The 15,556-nt window shown below is 73.6% G+C and carries 19 protein-coding genes; 7 read left to right on the top strand and 12 right to left on the bottom strand.

Annotation, left to right across the window (positions count from 1 at the left end; genetic code table 11):
- Positions 1-211: 211 nt before the first annotated feature.
- Complete coding sequence (locus ACW14Y_RS41185; RefSeq protein WP_456988571.1) at positions 212-1,531, bottom strand: MFS transporter; 1,320 nt, start codon at positions 1,529-1,531, stop codon at positions 212-214.
- Positions 1,528-2,136, bottom strand: a complete 609-nt coding sequence (locus ACW14Y_RS41190; RefSeq protein WP_456988769.1) for an ArsR/SmtB family transcription factor — start codon at positions 2,134-2,136, stop codon at positions 1,528-1,530. The genes ACW14Y_RS41185 and ACW14Y_RS41190 overlap by 4 nt, the downstream gene beginning before the upstream one ends.
- On the opposite strand from ACW14Y_RS41190, the gene ACW14Y_RS41195 reads away from it, so the two are divergent.
- The 3 genes from ACW14Y_RS41195 (at position 2,047) to ACW14Y_RS41205 (ending at position 4,022) form a co-directional block, all read left to right on the top strand.
- Positions 2,047-2,538, top strand: coding sequence for a hypothetical protein (locus ACW14Y_RS41195; RefSeq protein WP_456988786.1), 492 nt, complete (start codon positions 2,047-2,049; stop codon positions 2,536-2,538). The two genes, ACW14Y_RS41190 and ACW14Y_RS41195, sit on opposite strands and share 90 nt — an antisense overlap.
- Before the next feature lie 197 nt (positions 2,539-2,735).
- Positions 2,736-3,698 carry a hypothetical protein gene (locus tag ACW14Y_RS41200; protein WP_456988573.1) on the top strand — a complete coding sequence of 321 codons (963 nt, stop codon included), beginning with the start codon at positions 2,736-2,738 and terminating at the stop codon, positions 3,696-3,698.
- A gap of 9 nt (positions 3,699-3,707) precedes the next feature.
- Positions 3,708-4,022: a hypothetical protein gene (locus ACW14Y_RS41205; RefSeq protein ID WP_456988575.1), complete on the top strand. Its 315-nt coding sequence runs from the start codon at positions 3,708-3,710 to the stop codon at positions 4,020-4,022.
- 464 nt (positions 4,023-4,486) lie between these two features.
- On the opposite strand, the gene ACW14Y_RS41210 is transcribed toward ACW14Y_RS41205, so the two are convergent.
- The 5 genes from ACW14Y_RS41210 to ACW14Y_RS41230 all read right to left on the bottom strand — a co-directional run bounded on the left by ACW14Y_RS41210 (position 4,487) and on the right by ACW14Y_RS41230 (position 8,004).
- A complete protein-coding gene (locus tag ACW14Y_RS41210) occupies positions 4,487-5,524 on the bottom strand; it encodes a hypothetical protein (RefSeq protein ID WP_456988577.1) in 1,038 nt (345 codons plus the stop codon).
- Positions 5,525-6,029: 505 nt separating this feature from the next.
- Positions 6,030-6,578, bottom strand: coding sequence for a hypothetical protein (locus tag ACW14Y_RS41215; RefSeq protein WP_456988579.1), 549 nt, complete (start codon positions 6,576-6,578; stop codon positions 6,030-6,032).
- Between the two features lie 160 nt (positions 6,579-6,738).
- A complete protein-coding gene (locus ACW14Y_RS41220; protein WP_456988581.1) occupies positions 6,739-7,350 on the bottom strand; it encodes an SMI1/KNR4 family protein in 612 nt (203 codons plus the stop codon).
- A 276-nt stretch (positions 7,351-7,626) separates the two neighbouring features.
- On the bottom strand, positions 7,627-7,782 hold the full coding sequence (locus ACW14Y_RS41225; protein ID WP_456988583.1) for a hypothetical protein: 156 nt from the start codon (positions 7,780-7,782) through the stop codon (positions 7,627-7,629).
- Positions 7,783-8,004 (bottom strand): hypothetical protein, encoded by a 222-nt coding sequence (locus ACW14Y_RS41230; protein WP_456988585.1) that lies wholly within the window; start codon positions 8,002-8,004, stop codon positions 7,783-7,785.
- 331 nt (positions 8,005-8,335) lie between these two features.
- On the opposite strand from ACW14Y_RS41230, the gene ACW14Y_RS41235 reads away from it, so the two are divergent.
- Together ACW14Y_RS41235 and ACW14Y_RS41240 are read left to right on the top strand one after the other, a co-directional pair.
- A complete protein-coding gene (locus ACW14Y_RS41235; RefSeq protein ID WP_456988587.1) occupies positions 8,336-8,590 on the top strand; it encodes a hypothetical protein in 255 nt (84 codons plus the stop codon).
- Positions 8,587-8,850 carry a hypothetical protein gene (locus tag ACW14Y_RS41240; protein ID WP_340633552.1) on the top strand — a complete coding sequence of 88 codons (264 nt, stop codon included), beginning with the start codon at positions 8,587-8,589 and terminating at the stop codon, positions 8,848-8,850. Before ACW14Y_RS41235 ends, ACW14Y_RS41240 begins: the two co-directional genes overlap by 4 nt.
- Here the strand turns inward: ACW14Y_RS41240 and ACW14Y_RS41245 are convergent.
- From ACW14Y_RS41245 to ACW14Y_RS41255, 3 genes are all read right to left on the bottom strand, one after another.
- A complete protein-coding gene (locus ACW14Y_RS41245) occupies positions 8,837-8,974 on the bottom strand; it encodes a hypothetical protein (RefSeq protein ID WP_456988589.1) in 138 nt (45 codons plus the stop codon). The two genes, ACW14Y_RS41240 and ACW14Y_RS41245, sit on opposite strands and share 14 nt — an antisense overlap.
- Before the next feature lie 169 nt (positions 8,975-9,143).
- Positions 9,144-11,261 (bottom strand): HEAT repeat domain-containing protein, encoded by a 2,118-nt coding sequence (locus ACW14Y_RS41250; RefSeq protein ID WP_456988591.1) that lies wholly within the window; start codon positions 11,259-11,261, stop codon positions 9,144-9,146.
- Positions 11,262-11,481: 220 nt separating this feature from the next.
- Positions 11,482-12,006, bottom strand: coding sequence for a hypothetical protein (locus tag ACW14Y_RS41255; RefSeq protein ID WP_456988593.1), 525 nt, complete (start codon positions 12,004-12,006; stop codon positions 11,482-11,484).
- Between the two features lie 399 nt (positions 12,007-12,405).
- On the opposite strand from ACW14Y_RS41255, the gene ACW14Y_RS41260 reads away from it, so the two are divergent.
- The gene (locus tag ACW14Y_RS41260) at positions 12,406-12,963 is read left to right on the top strand and encodes a hypothetical protein (protein ID WP_456988595.1); all 558 of its coding nucleotides are present in this window, start codon (positions 12,406-12,408) and stop codon (positions 12,961-12,963) included.
- Positions 12,964-13,504: 541 nt separating this feature from the next.
- On the opposite strand, the gene ACW14Y_RS41265 is transcribed toward ACW14Y_RS41260, so the two are convergent.
- Positions 13,505-13,666 carry a hypothetical protein gene (locus ACW14Y_RS41265; protein ID WP_456988597.1) on the bottom strand — a complete coding sequence of 54 codons (162 nt, stop codon included), beginning with the start codon at positions 13,664-13,666 and terminating at the stop codon, positions 13,505-13,507.
- A 436-nt stretch (positions 13,667-14,102) separates the two neighbouring features.
- Complete coding sequence (locus ACW14Y_RS41270) at positions 14,103-14,444, bottom strand: hypothetical protein (protein WP_456988599.1); 342 nt, start codon at positions 14,442-14,444, stop codon at positions 14,103-14,105.
- 332 nt (positions 14,445-14,776) lie between these two features.
- Between ACW14Y_RS41270 and ACW14Y_RS41275 the strand changes: the two genes are divergently transcribed.
- A complete protein-coding gene (locus tag ACW14Y_RS41275) occupies positions 14,777-15,544 on the top strand; it encodes a hypothetical protein (RefSeq protein WP_456988601.1) in 768 nt (255 codons plus the stop codon).
- Positions 15,545-15,556: the final 12 nt, after the last annotated feature.

Raw genomic sequence — 15,556 nt, forward strand, 5'->3', positions numbered from 1 at the left:
GTGGCGGCCCCGCCGGGGCGGGCGCGCTCGACGTGGGCATCGCGCATCCCGGGCAGGGCCTCGTAGCAGTCAGCGGGCCAGGCGATCACTCTGCCATCGAGCAGGATCGGTCCGCAGTGACGGTGCCCGTGAAGACACACTCGCGCCTGTCGTGCCAGGTGGCAATCGCTCGGGCGTGCGTCCGACAACGGATTCTCGGAAGGGGGTGTTGTCATCGCCCGCTCCAGTCGTCCGTCGCCGGTTCCGCGGGCAGGTCCCGGTCCTTGCGCAGTGGCGAGGCCAGTAGCAGGGCGCTGCAGAGCACCAGTAGTCCGGTCATGACCCACATGGTGGTTCGGAGCCCGAGCGTCGCGCCGAGTGCTCCGCCCGCGACGGCGCCGAGTGGGATGGTGGCCTGGTTGGCGAACATCGAGGTGGCCACGATCCGGCTGAGCAGAGCGGGTGGGGTGTAGGTCTGGCGGAAGCTTCCGAGGACGATGTTGCAGAGCGTCACGCCGCCGACCAGGACGACCGAGCCGGACGCGTACAGGGCGACCCGGGGTCCGGGGCCGGCTGCCGGGAGCAGCAGGCCGAAGGGTGTGGCGGCCAGCAGGACGATCCGAACGGCGCGTGCCGTGCCGAGGTGTCGGCAGAGCGGTCGGGCCGCGGCGGCGCCCATGACTCCGCCGAGCGCTCCGGCAGCGGCGAGGAGCCCGACCGCGTCGGGGGTGACGCCCACCTCGCGGAGGAGGAAGAGGACGGCGATCGACTGGTAGCCGGTGAGTGCGGCGTTGGCCGAGGCCGCGTACAGCAGGAAGGAGCGGAGGAAGCGGTCGCGCAGGATGAAGGCGTGGCCTTCGCGGACCTGTGCGCGCAGCGGGGCGGGTGCCACCGGCGTGCGCACCGGCTCCTTGTCGCTGCGGATCAGCAGCAGGGCGGCGGAGGCGACCAGGAACGTCACCGCGTCGACGAGCAGTCCGGCGGCCGCGCCGCACCACTGCACGGTCAGGCCGGCGACGCCGGGGCCGGCCACCTGGGCGGCCGAGGCGCTGCCCTGGAGTTTGGCGTTGCCCTCGACCAGGTCGTCCCGGTCGACGAGTTCCGGCAGGTACGCCTGGTAGGCGGCGTTGAAGAAGACGGCCGCGGTGCCGGTGAGCAGGGCGACCAGCAGCAACTGGGCCGTCGTCAGCACGCCCAGCCACCCGGTCACCGGGACGCTGGCGAAGAGCGTCGCCGAGACGAGGTTGCAGCAGATCATCACCGGCCGCCGGGGTAAGAGGCCGACCCAGACGCCGACGGGGAGGCCGAGCAGCAGCCATGGTATCCAGACGGCGCCGTTCAGCAGGCCCACCGCGAGCGGTCCGGCATCGAGCGAGACCACGGCGACGAGCGGGAGCGCGACGGAGGTGACGCTGCTTCCCAGGCGGCTGATGCTCTCGCCGGCCCACAGCAGCCGGAACTCCCGTTGCGCGAGCAGACCCCACCGCGAGCGGGCGGGCGGTTCGTGCGAGTTGCCCGCGGGGGCGCCGGTCCGGGTGAGGTCGGTCGTCATGGCCGGGCCGGGACGCTGTGGGCGAAGGCGAAGACGGACTCGCGTTCCCGTCCGTCCTCGGGCACCGGCCGTGCGGCCCACTTCTCCAGGACCCCCACCAGGTCCGCCGCCAGCTCCTGGGCCTCCTCGGGAGTCAGCCGCAGCCAGGTCTCGGTGGCGACGGCGCAGTTCTCGCGCCATTCGGGGCTGTATTCCTGCCGGTTGGAGAACCAGGCGCGTACCAGGGCGGCCTGACGCTCCAGTTGCAGTGAACCGGCGGCGTCGGCGACCGCTTCGGCGACCGGGTCGTCCTCGAAGTCGGCCCGGGCCCAGCGCAGGCTCGCGGAGGTGGGACGCCACCAGCGCTCGCGCCGGTCCCGGGCCAGATCGGGTGCCTCCTCGACGAGGCCCGCGCCGGCCAGCACCTTGAGGTGGTGGCTGACGTTGCCGACCGCCTGGCCGGTGCGCTCGGCGAGCAGGCCGACGGTGGCGGCGCCGTCCACCTTGAGCACGTCGAGCAGGCGGCGGCGGAGTGGGTGGGTGAAGGCGGCCAGGACGGCCTCTGCCCGCCGTGCTCCGGCCACCAGGCGGCACGGGCGGCGCTGTCCGAGGCCGTCGAGTACCACCTGGCGGTCGCCGTCCTGGTCGGCTGGCAGGACGTCCTGGCCGTCGTCGGCTACGTGCACGACCAGTTCAGCCGGATGCTGGCCGCGGGCCGGGACCGCCCGCGACGGTACGCCCCGGTGCTCCCGCGCGAGGAGTCGGCGGCCAGGGCACTGCGCGACCTCGCCGAGATCCAGGCCCGCAGGCACTTCGCCGAGCACACCGGAGTCGCCCCGCACAGTCCGGTCGACCCCGACCGGGCGTTCCGGATCAGCGGGCGCCGCCTGGTGGCCGCGCTCGTGGCCGAGCAGCGGGCCCGCCGGGGTGCGGCCGAGGCGCTGCTCCAGCAGCGGCTGGCCTACGTGCGCAGCCTGCGGATCGCGCTCGCCGAGCACGGCCCCGATGCGATCACCTCGCCGGTGTAGCGACGTCGGTCGCCGCCGCCCCGGACGAGCGGGTCGGTTTCCGGCTGGAGCGCCGGACTGCCGGGCCAGGTTCAAGGCCGGCCCGCCCGCCCCGGACCGGGGCACCCCGTGAACGACGGGGGCGCCGCGAAGCCGCCCCCGTCCTGCACGGGACTCCGTACAGTCCGTACGGAGCCCCGTACAGAAGAGGTGACGCGATGCCGCAGACCACCGAGCACGACGACCCCCGGCCCGACGGCCGCCACGAGTCCGGGGTCCCGACCGCCGTCGACCACGAGGACGGCGAACTGCTCGGCGACGCCGCGCTCGCCGACGCCGCCGAGTTCACCCACGCCGTCCTGCACGGCCTGCGACTGCTGCGGCACCTGCATCCGCAGGACCGCGGGGTCCACCCGGCGGGCGACGACGGCGCCGAGCTGCGCGCCCTGCTCGCCGTCGTCCAGAACCGGCTGATCCCCCGCATCGTGGGCCTGCGCGACGCCCTGCTGCGCGTCCACCAGGAACAGGGCCTCGGCTCCTACGGCGACCTGGCCGAAGCCGTGGGCATGGCGCGCTCCACCGTCTCCACCAAGCTCCTCGTGCTGTCGGGCACCGACCCCACCGAGCACGAGCGCTGGGCCACCGGCACCCGGACTCCCGTCGCGGCGGCCGAGCTGTCCACCGAGGAGGCGCTCGCCCGCGTGCAGCCGTGGCTGCTCGTCCTCGCGACGGGCACCGCGAGCCCTGACCAGGCGTTCGACGCCGCCGAGCTGCTGCGGCGGCTCGCGGCGACGGCAGGGTGGCTTCCGGGCGCACTGCCCTGCGACACCGGGGACGCGGCGATCGACCTGCTGCGCCGCGTCGACCGGGCCGGGCCGCAGGTGCGGACGGCCGGCGAGCTGCGGGCCCTGCTTCCCGGCGAGGAGCCGGAGGACTGGCTGCCCGCCTACGGACTCGACCCGCTGCCCGCCGCCCTGCCCGCCGACGACCGGGCGACCGTCCTCGTCTACCGGGCCGGCAAGCCGGGCATGACGCTGCCCGCCGCCGCGAAGCGCGGCCGGGCCGCCCTGGCGGCCGCCGCCGAGCGCTACCTGGACCTGCACCGCCTTCTCTGCACCAAGTCAAATGAGATGACCGGGGTTCTGACAGCTACCTTCCCCAGCAGTTTGTCGCAGTCATAGGCTGACGTCATGTCAGCCGAACCCGAACACGACGACGGAGAGATTGCTGCCTCTGGCGCCATTGGAGGCGTCGGTGATGACGACGTCATCATCACTGGTGGTACTAACAACAGCGGGTTGGTCACGGACTTGGCGGCTGGGTTCGCCGCTGCGGCGACCACCGCCGGCATGGTCGCGAAGGCGAAGATCGCGGCCCGTGCTGAGGTGCGCAAGGCCGAGATCGAGGCCGAGACTCGTCGGCTGGAGACGACTGAGGAAACGAAGCGCGAGCAGATGCGGCTGCGGGCCGGGCAGCCAGCTCCTGAGCGAGCTGAGGAGAGCTAGGCCAGGCTTTCCGGGGCGATTGCGGTCACCGCGACAGGCAGCCCCGACCGCTCCTTGAGCTCCAAGGAGCAGGCGGGGAAGGCAAATTCACCTGCCTGAGGGCATGGTGGTTGGGATGCCGAGGTTGACCGGGGTTCGGCGGGTGAGTCGGGCTGCGTCAGCTTGCTTGGTGCGGACGAAGGTCAGGGTGAGGTCGATTCCCTCGATCGCGCCGAGCCATTGCTCGTCGGAGTTCGTCGGGCTCTACGCGCGGGGCGGCCGGCCCTGGGTGCCGGGCGAGGGCCGGGCCGTCACCAGGGCGGCAGCACCCCTCCCGGGACGCCGGACGACAGGAGTCCCCACCTCTTCCCACGACCCGATCGGCTCTGCCCGTAGACACCGCCGGCGATGGGAGGCGCGGCAGACGTCTCCGGAGGTTCTTGCCCGGCACCACCGTGGTGGCTCTGCGCCCTGATGAGGTCTGGTCAGCGGGAGGGAGCCGGCCGGGTGGTCCGGTGGTTGCGCAGGATGGCATCGAGTGCGAGGTCCGGGGTGGGGTGGATCCTGGGGCGGGAGAGGTTGTCGACGAGGAGCCTGGCGCCGCCCGGCTGGTGGAGGAGGGCGATCCAGCCGGCCTGTCCCCACGGCCCGTCGGGCAGGGGCGCCGTCCATCCGACCGGCGTGCTGCCGTGGCGCAGCTGGAGGACGTCCTGGGCGCCGGGGGCGTGCCAGGAGCCGAGTTCCCAGCCGGGGCCGAAGGTGGGCTCCAGGTCGTCCAGGAGGTCGGGGAAGTCGAAGCGGACCTCGGGGTCGGTGCAGGCCGCCAGCCGGGCCTGCTCGGCCGCCTCGGCTGCCAAGCGCCTGGCCGGCACCAGCCCGGCGTCCGACTCGGGGGCGGGGGCGGGAAGGGGCGGCTGCTCGGCCGGGGAAGAGGTGGCCAGGGTTTCGCCTCGCGAGGCGTTTGTCTCCCCCGCGTCCGTGCCGTTGTCCAAGTCCGGGTCGTCGTTGTCCCAGTGGTCGATCCGCTCGCGCGAGCGGGCGACGAGGCGCTCGTGCTCGTCCAGGTCCGGCCAGCGGGCCTTGTCGCGGATGTCCTGCGCGGCCATGTAGGCGCGGGTGCCGTAGACGGGCAGCACCTTGGCCAGGTCCGCGAACGCGGCGGCCGGGTCGCCGGCGGCGGTCTCCTCCAGGAATCGGGTCAGCCTGCGGTGCAGCGCGTCCGCGACGCCGAGGAGGCGCCGGCCGTCCTCTCCCCAGCGGGCCGAGACGTCGTCAGCCCCGGCGGCGGCCGCCGGTGCGCTGGGTGCGGCGGCACTCGCTGCTGCTTGTACTGCTTGCTGGCGGGCCTTGGCCTTGGCACGGTCGACCTTGCTGCGGCAGGAGCGGGAGCAGTAGGTACGTGGCCGGCCGGTAGGGGCCTTGAGTACCGGGTTTTCGCAGCCGGGTCGGGCGCACTGCGGGGCCGGTTCCTTGCCGGTGGTGGCCGGCTGGTCGGTGGTGGTGGTCGGCAGGGCGCTGTCCATGCCGGGATCGTAGCCGCCGGGGCTGACGGACCGTCCTGGGTTTCGCCCCAGCCCCGATTGCGAGGCGAAACCCCGGTTTCCGGTGCGGGCAGGGCGGTCTGCTCTCAACTGCGGTGCGGTGCCGCCAGGCCCACCCGCCGGTCCTGGCGGCCGCCGTTCAGCGGCGAGGCGGAATCCCCGCCGCAGTGCGCGAAGCCGTCCTCGACCTGGCGGTGACGAGCAGGGCCGAGCCGACTGCACCACCGACAGGGGGCAATGCGGGTGACCACGGCCGTCCCCGACCCGCGCACGGCCGCCGCCCCGGGCCGCCCGCGACCGCAGCACCGAGGCGGCACTCGGTCGGGTCCGCGCCGCCGCCACCCGGCGCCGCCGTGAGAAGACACAGGTCGGCGTCGCCGCCGTCTCCCGCCGCGCAGACGTCTCCCGCGCCTTCCTCTACGACCACCCCGAGGCCAGAGCCGCGGAGGTGTGCGACGGTTGTGGTGCCCGTTCGGCGAACGGTGTTTCAGGCGAAGGTGACTTCTGCGTCGAGGTGGTTCGCCAGGTCTTCGGCCATCGTCCTTCCGGGGCCGTCGCATTTGACATGCAGTCCGGCCTCCCGCAGCGCGGCGATCAGGGCGGGTGTCTCGTTGAAGACGGCGATGTAGTCCCCGTGCGCGCGCAGGGCAACGCGACCCTGTCCGATGTTCGCGAGGGACCAGTCCCCCTGGGAGTTCTGCCACACCGGCCTGAGTGCGGCCCGGGCTGCGGACTGCAGGTCGGCCTCCCCCAGGAGCTGGAAGACCTTCGCCCGGGCCACGCCGCCCTCCGCCGCGCGAACGAGGTTCTCGCGGTGCCCGCGGGGGACTGTGCCGTCCTCGGCCCGCCCGGCACGGTCTGCAGCGACGAGGGCCTCGGCCACCTTGCTCTGAAGTCCCAACTCTGCGGCGCGGAGCGCGGCGATGTCCGCGGCGATGCTCTTCACCCGCTCCACCGGATCGGCGGGGCGCTGTTGGTTCATGGTCGTCAGGACCTGCTGCACGACATTGGTCACGGTGGCGCCGTACTGGGACATCGATGCCTCCCTTTGTGGCGGCGCCCGCGCACCACCATCAGTACGAACCATACTGTATGGGCCATACTGAATTGCGGCAGTGCAGCACGTCCTTCTCCCAGGCGGGTGAAGGACGCGTTCCCCGAGGCACGGACCCGTCAGGCCGGAGCGCTCGCGTCGGTCACATGCCGCGCTCCGGGCCGTGGATCGGCGCGGGGCGGTCGTCGGGTGACATCGGCAGCGGTTGGAGCAGCACCGGGCCGGGGTAGAAGGCGGAGCTGTTCGGGCCGACCATGTCCTCGCCGACCAGATAGCGGTAGAGCCACTCGGAGAAGCTCATCCGGTACTCGTTCCAACATCCTTCGTGGTCCACGGCACAGATCCGGTGTCCCGTACGGTCGGGCAGCGGGGCCAGAAAGATGTACTCGCCGCGGTCGGTGCCGGTGATCGGGATCAGGCCGTCCTTCGTCCCGAACCGGACCTCCTGCAGGCCGAGCACGACGCGGATGCTGTCCTCCGGATCCACCCAGTGCTCCCGGTCCCAGTCGAGCTCGGCCCAGGCACGGGAGGTCTCGCGGATCCTCTTCCCGAGGTTCCAGCGTTCGGTGGCCGGATGCGCGAGAGACAGGTGCCCGTTGATCTGCACCGGGGCGTAGGCGTCGACGACCGCCTTGTAGTCCCTGGGGAACTCGATACCGATCTCGGCCTCCAACGCGGCCCACGCATCGGCCGCGGCGAAGCGCCGTTCGCCCGGGCCGAGCATGGAGAGGACCTCGGCAAGCCAGTCGCGCACCGGTTCTCCTTGTCGGGTTCGGGCGTCGGGACGCCGCGTCGTCGCCACCACGAACCCGGTGGCCTGCCGGGAGGATAGCCGGGGCCGGCGACATCGACTCGGCCAGGCCGCCCCGGATCGGAACGCGGCACAACCACCGACCGCCCTGCCGCCCACCGCCGCTGGTCGTCCTACTGACCGGACGGTTCCCCCCGACCCCCACGACACCGATGCCCACAGCCCCAACGACTGGACGCCGCTCACCAGGCGACCGGCCGGCTCGTCCGACCACCGGGTTCAGGGGCTCGGTGTCCAGCTCGGCGGGGTGAGCGCGGTGTCGGTCAGGATCCGCATGACCGTTTCGTCGAGGGTGCTGTCCTCACCGACGACGCGTTCGAGGCCGCCCGGCAGGAGGACCAGCGGCCCGGTACCAGCCGGCCATCTGCTCGGCACTCACCTCCGCAGACAGCGGCCGGGTCGCGTGGCGGCGCACCGTCTCGGCGAAACCGACGTCGAGCGGTGGCGGGCCACCAGGTCGGTGACCATCGCACCGTACCGGCCGACGTCGAGGATGCCCTCGAAGACGGTGTGGAAGCCGCTGTCGAGGGCGTGCCGGGCGACCAGTCCGATCAGGCCGATATTCGCGCCGTCGGCGACGTCCCGCTCGCGCAGCACCTCACGGCGCGGCTGGTCCTGTCCGACGACGGCCAGGCCGCGGCCGTAGGCGGAGCGGATCCCGGCGGCTGTGCTCGACTTCCCGGCGCCGCTCCGCGTACCACCACCAGCACCGTGCCAGCGCCGCCCGTCCCGGCCCCCACGGCGGAGGAATTCTCCATGCTGTCGTCCACACGCCGTCCGTACCCACGGCCCGCGGAGCGACTCGGCCGGGCCGGTCGTTCAACGGGTGGAGCGGTCCTCGGCCGTCGCGTGCCTCGAAGGCGCGAGCGGGCAACGCGGCTTCCCCTGCCCCCTTCGCCCGGACGCGGGTGGCCTCTGCCATCGGCTCATGACCGTAGAGCTGACGACCCAGCTGGACGATGAGCTGGTCCGCGACCTGAGGGAGCGGGCCGCGAGTGCGGGCATCGACGTCGACACGCTGATCGGCCGGGTCCTGACCGCGGATCACCTGGCCGCCAGCGGCACCCGCGAGGAGCGGATCGCCCGCGCCACCGCGCTGGCCGCCGCCGCCGTCCACGACTGGAACCGCGCCGGGCGCCCCGAGGGCGACGGCGTCGACTTCGACGACCTCTTCCTCCGGTGACCGCCCGCCCCTACCGGGCCCGGCTGTCCGCCGAGGCCGCCGCCCTGGTGCGCACCGTCCTGACCGACGGCCAGGTCAAGGAGCTCCAGGACGCTCTGGAGCGGGCGATGGCCGATCCGTGGTCCTGGCCGGCCGGCGACGGAGACGACCTCGACGACAGCATCCGGCAGATCGTCCTGCCCGACCTGATCGCCCACTACGTGATCCTGCCCGACCCGCCCGCACCGCACCTGTGGGTGATCACTCTCACCGTGCTGTAGCCCCGCGCAGGGCCGGCCGTCGCTTCTGCGGCTCGGCCTGCCGGATCAGGACGAACTCCTCCGGCCAGCGGGTCTTCCACGCGTTGATCACCGCCTGGTCGGTGTGCCGGAACAGGAGCTCCACCTCCCCGGGCCGGCCGTCACCAACCGCAGGCGGCACCTGCAAGCGTCGTTCCCCCGGTACTCGCGCCCGCTCGCCCGCAGCGGGAGGCCGGGTGCCGGATCTGACAGCAGGCCCGCCAGCCGGTCGTGGCCGGGCCGGTGGCCGGGCACGGCGCACCCCGGGGACTGTCTCAGGCGAGCCGCTCGATGATCGCCCGGGCGGTGTGCTGGAGTGCCTCGTCCTCGTCGATACCGCCGATGTTGCGGCCGCTGCGGCGCACCCGGGTGAGCTCCTCACGGATCCGGGGCAGGACGGGTGCGGCGGCGGGGCCCATCCGCAGAAGGCACTCCAGGACGGAGCCGCTCGTCGCGTCGTTCTTCTCCCACACCTCCAGAAGGACCGGCACGACGGTCTGCGACTCGGTGGGGCCGGCGATCTCGTGGATCGCGGCGGCGGCGTGGAGCCGGGTCCACTCGTACCCGTCCTGGAGCAGCGCCCGCAGGGCGGGCAGTGCTGCTGCGGCCGGTGCCCCGATCCGACCCAGGGCATCGACCGCACCGCTCTGCTTGTGGGTGTCGAGAAGGCCCGTCAGGCGCGGTACGGCGTCCGCGGGATCGTGTTCGGCGGCCCACAGGAGTTGGGTCGCGGCCAGGCGCAGCTCCGGGTCCTCGGCGTCGGCGAGGGGCCGGGCGCTCTCCAGAGCTGAGGCGGCGTCGGTGCCGAAGCCGGCCAGGAGGTCGAGGACCGCTACGGTGCCGCGTCGTTGGTCCTGGCGGACGCAGGTGGTGAGGGTGTCGGCGAGTGCGGGCACGGCTGCCGGGTGATTGAGCCGGCGGAGGGCTGCGATCAGGGTGCAGGCTTCCGACCAGGTCCAGTCCTGGGTGAGGTCCGCGTCGGCCAGGCGCCGGGTCAGGCGGGGCAGGAGTTCGTCCGCGGCCCGGGGGAGGTGGCCGGCGGCCGCTATGGCGCGCCAGGCGTCGGCGCCGGTGTCGAGCGCGGTCAACAGGTCGGGCAGGGCGCGCTGGTCGCCGAGGTGGGCCAGTGCCGTCACCGCGTTCTGGTGGGCGCGGCGCAGCAGTGGGTGCGGTGAGGCCCACACGGTGGGTCCGTGGGTGGTTCGGTGGGCTTCGACGAGGGTGGCGAGGGTCTGGCGGGCGGGTTCGGCGAGGGTGGGCGGGAGTTGGCCGAGGGTTTCGGCGGCTTCGGCGGTGGTGTAGGGGTCGTGGGGTCGCAGTTGGTCGGCGAGCAGGTGGACGAGGTGGGTGTGGTCGCCGCGCCAGGTGTGGATCAGGTTCTTGGCCATGGGGATGGCGTCGTGGCGGGTGGCCCGGTCGGGGTGGGTGAGTTGGGCGGTGAGCAGGGCGGTGCGTTCGGCGACCCGGTCGTCGAGGACGTGGTGGAGGGTGGTGAGGAGTTCGGTGGTGGGGGCGTGGGTGCGGCCGTGACGGTCGAGGTCGGCGAAGACGGCGGCGAGCTGGGGCGGGACCGTCGGGTTCGGTGCCGGTTCGGTGGCGGCTGCGGTGCAGGCGGCGCACTGTCCGCAGGCGGTCGGCTCCGCGTCCGGCTCCTCCTCGGGTTCGGGTGCGAGCTGGTGGAGCAGGGCGGTGGCGGTCGGGACGAGGTCGGTGCCGATGGTCTCCGGTGTGGAGGCGGCCCGGTGGACGAGGGCAGCGAGACGGATGTCGGCGTCCAGGGACGGCTCCGTGGCCAGGTCGGTGAGCCAGGTCGTGACCGGATCGAGCGCCGTCGGCAGCCGCCGGGCCAGTTCGGCGGCGGCCTCGACGACCAGCAGCCGCTCCGCGGTGCCGCTCTCCGCGGCCAGCTGCTCGCGCAGCAGCGCGAACGCCCGGTCGGTGTCGTCGAGGAACAGGCCCAGCGCCGGGACGGCGGCCCGGCGCACCCGCGGGTCCGGGTCGGCGGCGTAGCGCTCGAAGGCGGCGGCGCGCTCGCGCATCCGGGGCACCGTCTCCGCGTACGGCCTCGTCATGTCGCCGGCCGGGCTGCAGTAGATGCCCTCGGGGTCGCGGTCCAGCGCCGCGCGGCCGATGCTCAGCAGCAGCGCGAGGACGGCCGCGCGGTCCGGTGTGCGGGGATCGTCGGCCAGTGCGAACAAGTACGGAATGCTTGCCGTGGTGCAGCGGTAGACGTCGCCCTGGTGGTGGGCCGCGCTGTAGAAGCTGGAGAAGGCCTTCTCGCGGACCTCGGGGTCGGGGGAGGCCATCCGTTCCAGCCACAGCGGGACTTCCCCGGCAGAACCGTAGGCGTGACTCATCGACGACCAGTCGACATCGTCAAGATTGTTGATCATGCCCTGCACCATGGCACGGGGTACTGACACGCCACCCGCGCACGGGGTCGGGACGGCCCGGCCGACCCCGGGCTGCTTCTCCCAGCGCAGTGGCGCCCGGGCGCGAGAGGGATCCGGCCGGGCCGGGGAGCGGGTGAACGCGCCCGGGAGGCGGCACGCGCCGCCGGACAGACCGGTCAGGGAGTCGAGGCCCGCTCCCGTGGCCACCGACGGCCGACGCTCAGGATTCGGTTGCCAGGGGCAACGGAGTGCCGAGGTCGAGGAGGGCGGCAGCAGGGACACCGCCGCAGTGGATGCGGCCGGCGTCCCGCTCGGCCTGCACCCGGGCGTCCAGCACACCCACGAATCTGGTCTTGGTGAGGGTGCGCTGCTGGAAGGCGTCCACGAACCACGGGGCCATCGGCACCCCGAGGTAGGCCGGTGCCGCTTCGCCCCGCGGCCATGCGGGGTCGAGGACCACTCCGTCCGCCCGTGCGCACCAGGCGTGACGGCGCAGGCTCCCGGAGGCGAGGACAAAGCCCTCCACGTACGCGCCGCCCGCCCGCTGGGCGACGCGAAGGGCGTTCGCGAAGCAGCGGGTGGGTGCTCCGCGCCTGGGCACACCGGCGGCGGGCCAGGGACTGGGGGTGAACAGCCGGCCCTGGGCGAGGACGACCCGGGCGGCGGCCCGCTCGTCCGGGTCGCTGGTGGTACGGACGGCCGCGATCAGGTTCCGCTCGGCGCGGGTCGGGGTGTGGTGGAGCACGAAGCCAGTGTCCGGCGGTTGCGTCCGCTCGGCCACCGTAGCGGGGACCGGCGAACGCCGGGTCCGCGCGCTGCCGGCCGGCCTGCGGTGGCAGGAGGTTGCCCACCGGGCGGGCGGTTGCGCTCCGGCGGATCACCGACCGCGCGCCCGCCAGCGCGCGGACGGTGCAGGTCCCGGTGGGAGTCACCGGGCCGGGGCGCGCCCCGGGGAGGTCTCCCCCGACTTCCCGCGATGCCCGTACCCTGGCCCGTCCCCCAGCAGGCGATCTTGACCAGCGCGGCGAAGCACTCGTCAGTACCCGCTGTCACTGTCCTGCCGTACCGTCCCTCCGGGCTGGCAAGACCAGCAGGTCCGGACCGCAGGCGTCCGGAGTCGGCAGCAAGAAGGGGTGCAAGACAGGTGAGCTGGGATGCAGTCGCGGCGGACGAGCGGATCCGGTGGACACTGGAGCCGCTGCACCGGGTGGGCCCGCTGCGCTTCGGGATGACGGCCGAGGAGGTGCAGCAGGCGCTCGACGGCGAGCTCGTACCGGACCGCTGGGACAGGGTCCGGCCGCACGGCGGGCTCGTGGTGAGCCGCACCTTCAACCTCCCCCACGACAGGCCGGCCTGGACGGCCGTCACCGCCTACTTCGGCGACGGGCGCCTGACGGGTGCGGCCCTCGACGCGCGGCGCGGCCCCCAGGTCTTCCTGGAAGGCCTGCCGCTGGTGGGCCGGGTGCCGTCCGAGCTGGAGGCCGACCTTGCCGCGTACGAGGCCACCCATGACGTCTACCTGCAACAGAACCACCTGGGGGACATCGCCTCGGAGGAGCTCGGACTGTTCAGCAGCACTCAGCGGTCCCACGACGTGCTCCTCACCAGGGCGATGCTCGTGGACTCCGTCTGGGCGCAGCGGATCGGCGACTACACCGAGACCTGTCTGCCCACCGAGGAGTGGCGGGACCGCATGTGGTGACCCCGCCAGCCCTTGGGCCGTGCGCCGGCCGGCGCGGCCGCCCCGTCCTGCCCGCCCGGGCCCGGCGCGCCGCAAGGGCGACGGGATGGGTCCGGGTCGACAGCACGTGACCCCGGCGGGCCGGGGCCGGTTCAGCGGTCATGACGAAGGTGAGTGTCCGGCAGCAGGCCGGGCCGGCCGCCGAGAACGAGGACCAGGAGCAGCAGGTGGTGAACGAGGTGCTCGCCGAGGCGGGCGAGGTGGGCCGGCGGGCGGCCGGGGGGGGGTGTGCGAGCTCGCGGCCCGGCCGTTGCAGGCCGGGCACCGCGCGGTTCCGGAGCGGGCCGCCGACGCCATCGAGCAGGCTGCGGGGCGGGAGATCCTGCCCGGTGGGGACAGGCAGGTGGACGAGGAGCTGGCGTACGACCTCGGCGCCGGCGCCGTCACCGGCAGTGTGCTTGCCGACGCACTGCCGGAGCTGTCGGCGGGCGAGCGGATCGAGGTCTGCGCGATCGCCGCAGCGATGCCCGGCACATCACTAGTGATCTTGACCGGTGGCGGGTCAGGTGTCCAGCCTGTCGCGGCCGAGTTCCGCGTCCCGCTCTCGGACGACGTCCATCGCGTCGCGGAGCGTGCACCCGGACGCTTCTCGGTACGCCTTGACCGCATGAACGATCCGGCTGCCCGGGGTCTCGCGGTCGACGCTCTCCGGCAGGTTCTCCATGGGCTGACCGTACCGATGGACCGCCCGACCGCGCTGGTCAATATCGCCTGGCGAACGGTCACGGTCGCGTGTCCGCTGCGGAGGCGCGCGAGAGGGTCTCCGATCCCGAGCAGGGGCTGGAGTCTTCTGTGCTGGCCTGCCGATTCGCCGGCGCCCCCGAGGGGCGTGCAGGGGCCGGGCCCGGGGACGTAGGGGGGCTGGTCCGCGGGGCCCGGCCGTGGGGCCAGCAGCGCCGGGGGACATGGCGCGGCCGCTCTGGCCAGCGGCCCGGTGGTGCTGTGGTGGGGCCGCCGTGCCGGGAACAGTAGACCCACCGGTCGGGCGGTGGCCAGGGGTTCGACCTGCGATTTTTCTGCCGCGAACATGCCACGCGCCACAGGGGCGGCGCCCTGTTCGTTCCCCGGATGCCGTACCGTCCTGCGCACTGACACAGGACCTACGACGGGCCGGTGTCCGGCGCCCCGGTTTCCCCGCCGTCCTGCGGGGCCCGGCTCGCGTTCGCCGAGGTCGGCGCGCATTCGCTCGGCCTGGCGAGGACGGCTTCGTCCTGGCGCACCCGGCGCCTCTTCCTGCTGGTGGCCTTCGGCGCCCGGCTCCACATCCACGCGCCCCCGGCGAGGACGGCCAGCACTCCCAGCACGCCCATTCCGGCGCTCCGGCCCACCCACTCCAGGGCCGTGACGATCAGTCCATCCCCACCGGGGTTCTCCCCCGGGGCCGGTGGCCCACCGCCCACCAGCAGACCGGACACCGCACTGTGCGCTACCTGACTGTTCACAGTCTCCCCTCTCCATCTCCCGGGGATCCCCGCCCGGCAGACCGCCTCACAGCCTGCCGGGCCGCGCTCCCCCGCGTGTGATCACTCCGCGCCGACAACCCGCCACCCGGGCCGCAGCCGGCAGGACGTCGGCGACCCAGGACCGGCACGACCGGCCGCTCGCCTCCACGGTGTCACGAACCCCACCGCCGGCGGGTGCCCGCCGGTGCGGAAGCAACCCGCAATCGTGGTTGGCAAGCCGGAGGCGATCCCCGAGTCCGCGACCGGCCCGTCTCCGGTCCAGGGAGGGACCCGGCCCTGGTGCTGTCGGCGGGCGGTACGAGAATCCGGGCATGACCGACGACGCCGCGCCCGCGCCCGTGTCCTTGCCCCGTCCCGCCGAGGTTCTGGCCGGAACACCGTGGAGCAACCTGTCGCACAGCATGGGCGCGGCAACGGACGTGCCGCTGAACCTGGAGCGGCTGCTGGACTCCGACCGGCGCCGGCGCACCGGCGCGCTCGACTTCCTGCACCACGTGGTGCACCACCAGAACACGCTCTACGAGGCGACGGCGCCGACCGCCCTCTACGTGGTGGGGATCCTGGCCGACCCGCGCACCCTGCGTCCCATCGACCGGTCCCGCCAATATCTGCCGGGACCGATGCGGGCCGCCCTCCTCGGCTGGCTCGGCGCGGTGGCCTCCGAGGCGAACGACACGGCAGCGGACGCCTTCCGCCGACACGGCTTCAGGCCCGAGGAGCACCTCCCCTTCGTCCAGATGAACCGGCTGCTTCCGCTGCTCCTCGGCCCGGTCGAAGCGCACACCCGGGACCCGGACCTGTCGGTACGGGAGGCCGCGGTCGCCGCCTGCATCCCCCTGGTCGACGACGCCCGGCTGCGACACCGTCGCACCGCGATGCTCCCCCCGGTCCGTCAGGTTCTCGGGGCCAGCGCCCAGTGGCAGTACCGGGAGCGCGCGATCGACACCCTGCAGGAATGGGGCGAGGACACCACCGGTCTTGTCGGGCGCGACCCGTGGGCGTTCATCGACGCGGACCTCCCCTGCCGTGGCCCCGGCCCGGGCCGGCCCGTCGACCGGTCGGAAGAACCGCCGTTCTGAGACCAGGCCTTC

It is taken from the genome of Kitasatospora sp. cg17-2 (assembly GCF_054031055.1).

What these genes read in the sequence shown, in the direction of transcription:
- ACW14Y_RS41275 (WP_456988601.1), top strand. Translation starts at nt 14,777, where the DNA reads ATGACCGACGACGCCGCGCCCGCGCCCGTGTCCTTGCCCCGTCCCGCC.
- ACW14Y_RS41215 (WP_456988579.1), bottom strand. Translation starts at nt 6,578, where the DNA reads ATGTCCCAGTACGGCGCCACCGTGACCAATGTCGTGCAGCAGGTCCTG.
- ACW14Y_RS41235 (WP_456988587.1), top strand. Translation starts at nt 8,336, where the DNA reads ATGACCGTAGAGCTGACGACCCAGCTGGACGATGAGCTGGTCCGCGAC.
- ACW14Y_RS41265 (WP_456988597.1), bottom strand. Translation starts at nt 13,666, where the DNA reads ATGGAGAACCTGCCGGAGAGCGTCGACCGCGAGACCCCGGGCAGCCGG.
- ACW14Y_RS41205 (WP_456988575.1), top strand. Translation starts at nt 3,708, where the DNA reads ATGTCAGCCGAACCCGAACACGACGACGGAGAGATTGCTGCCTCTGGC.
- ACW14Y_RS41185 (WP_456988571.1), bottom strand. Translation starts at nt 1,531, where the DNA reads ATGACGACCGACCTCACCCGGACCGGCGCCCCCGCGGGCAACTCGCAC.
- ACW14Y_RS41210 (WP_456988577.1), bottom strand. Translation starts at nt 5,524, where the DNA reads ATGGACAGCGCCCTGCCGACCACCACCACCGACCAGCCGGCCACCACC.
- ACW14Y_RS41250 (WP_456988591.1), bottom strand. Translation starts at nt 11,261, where the DNA reads ATGATCAACAATCTTGACGATGTCGACTGGTCGTCGATGAGTCACGCC.
- ACW14Y_RS41200 (WP_456988573.1), top strand. Translation starts at nt 2,736, where the DNA reads ATGCCGCAGACCACCGAGCACGACGACCCCCGGCCCGACGGCCGCCAC.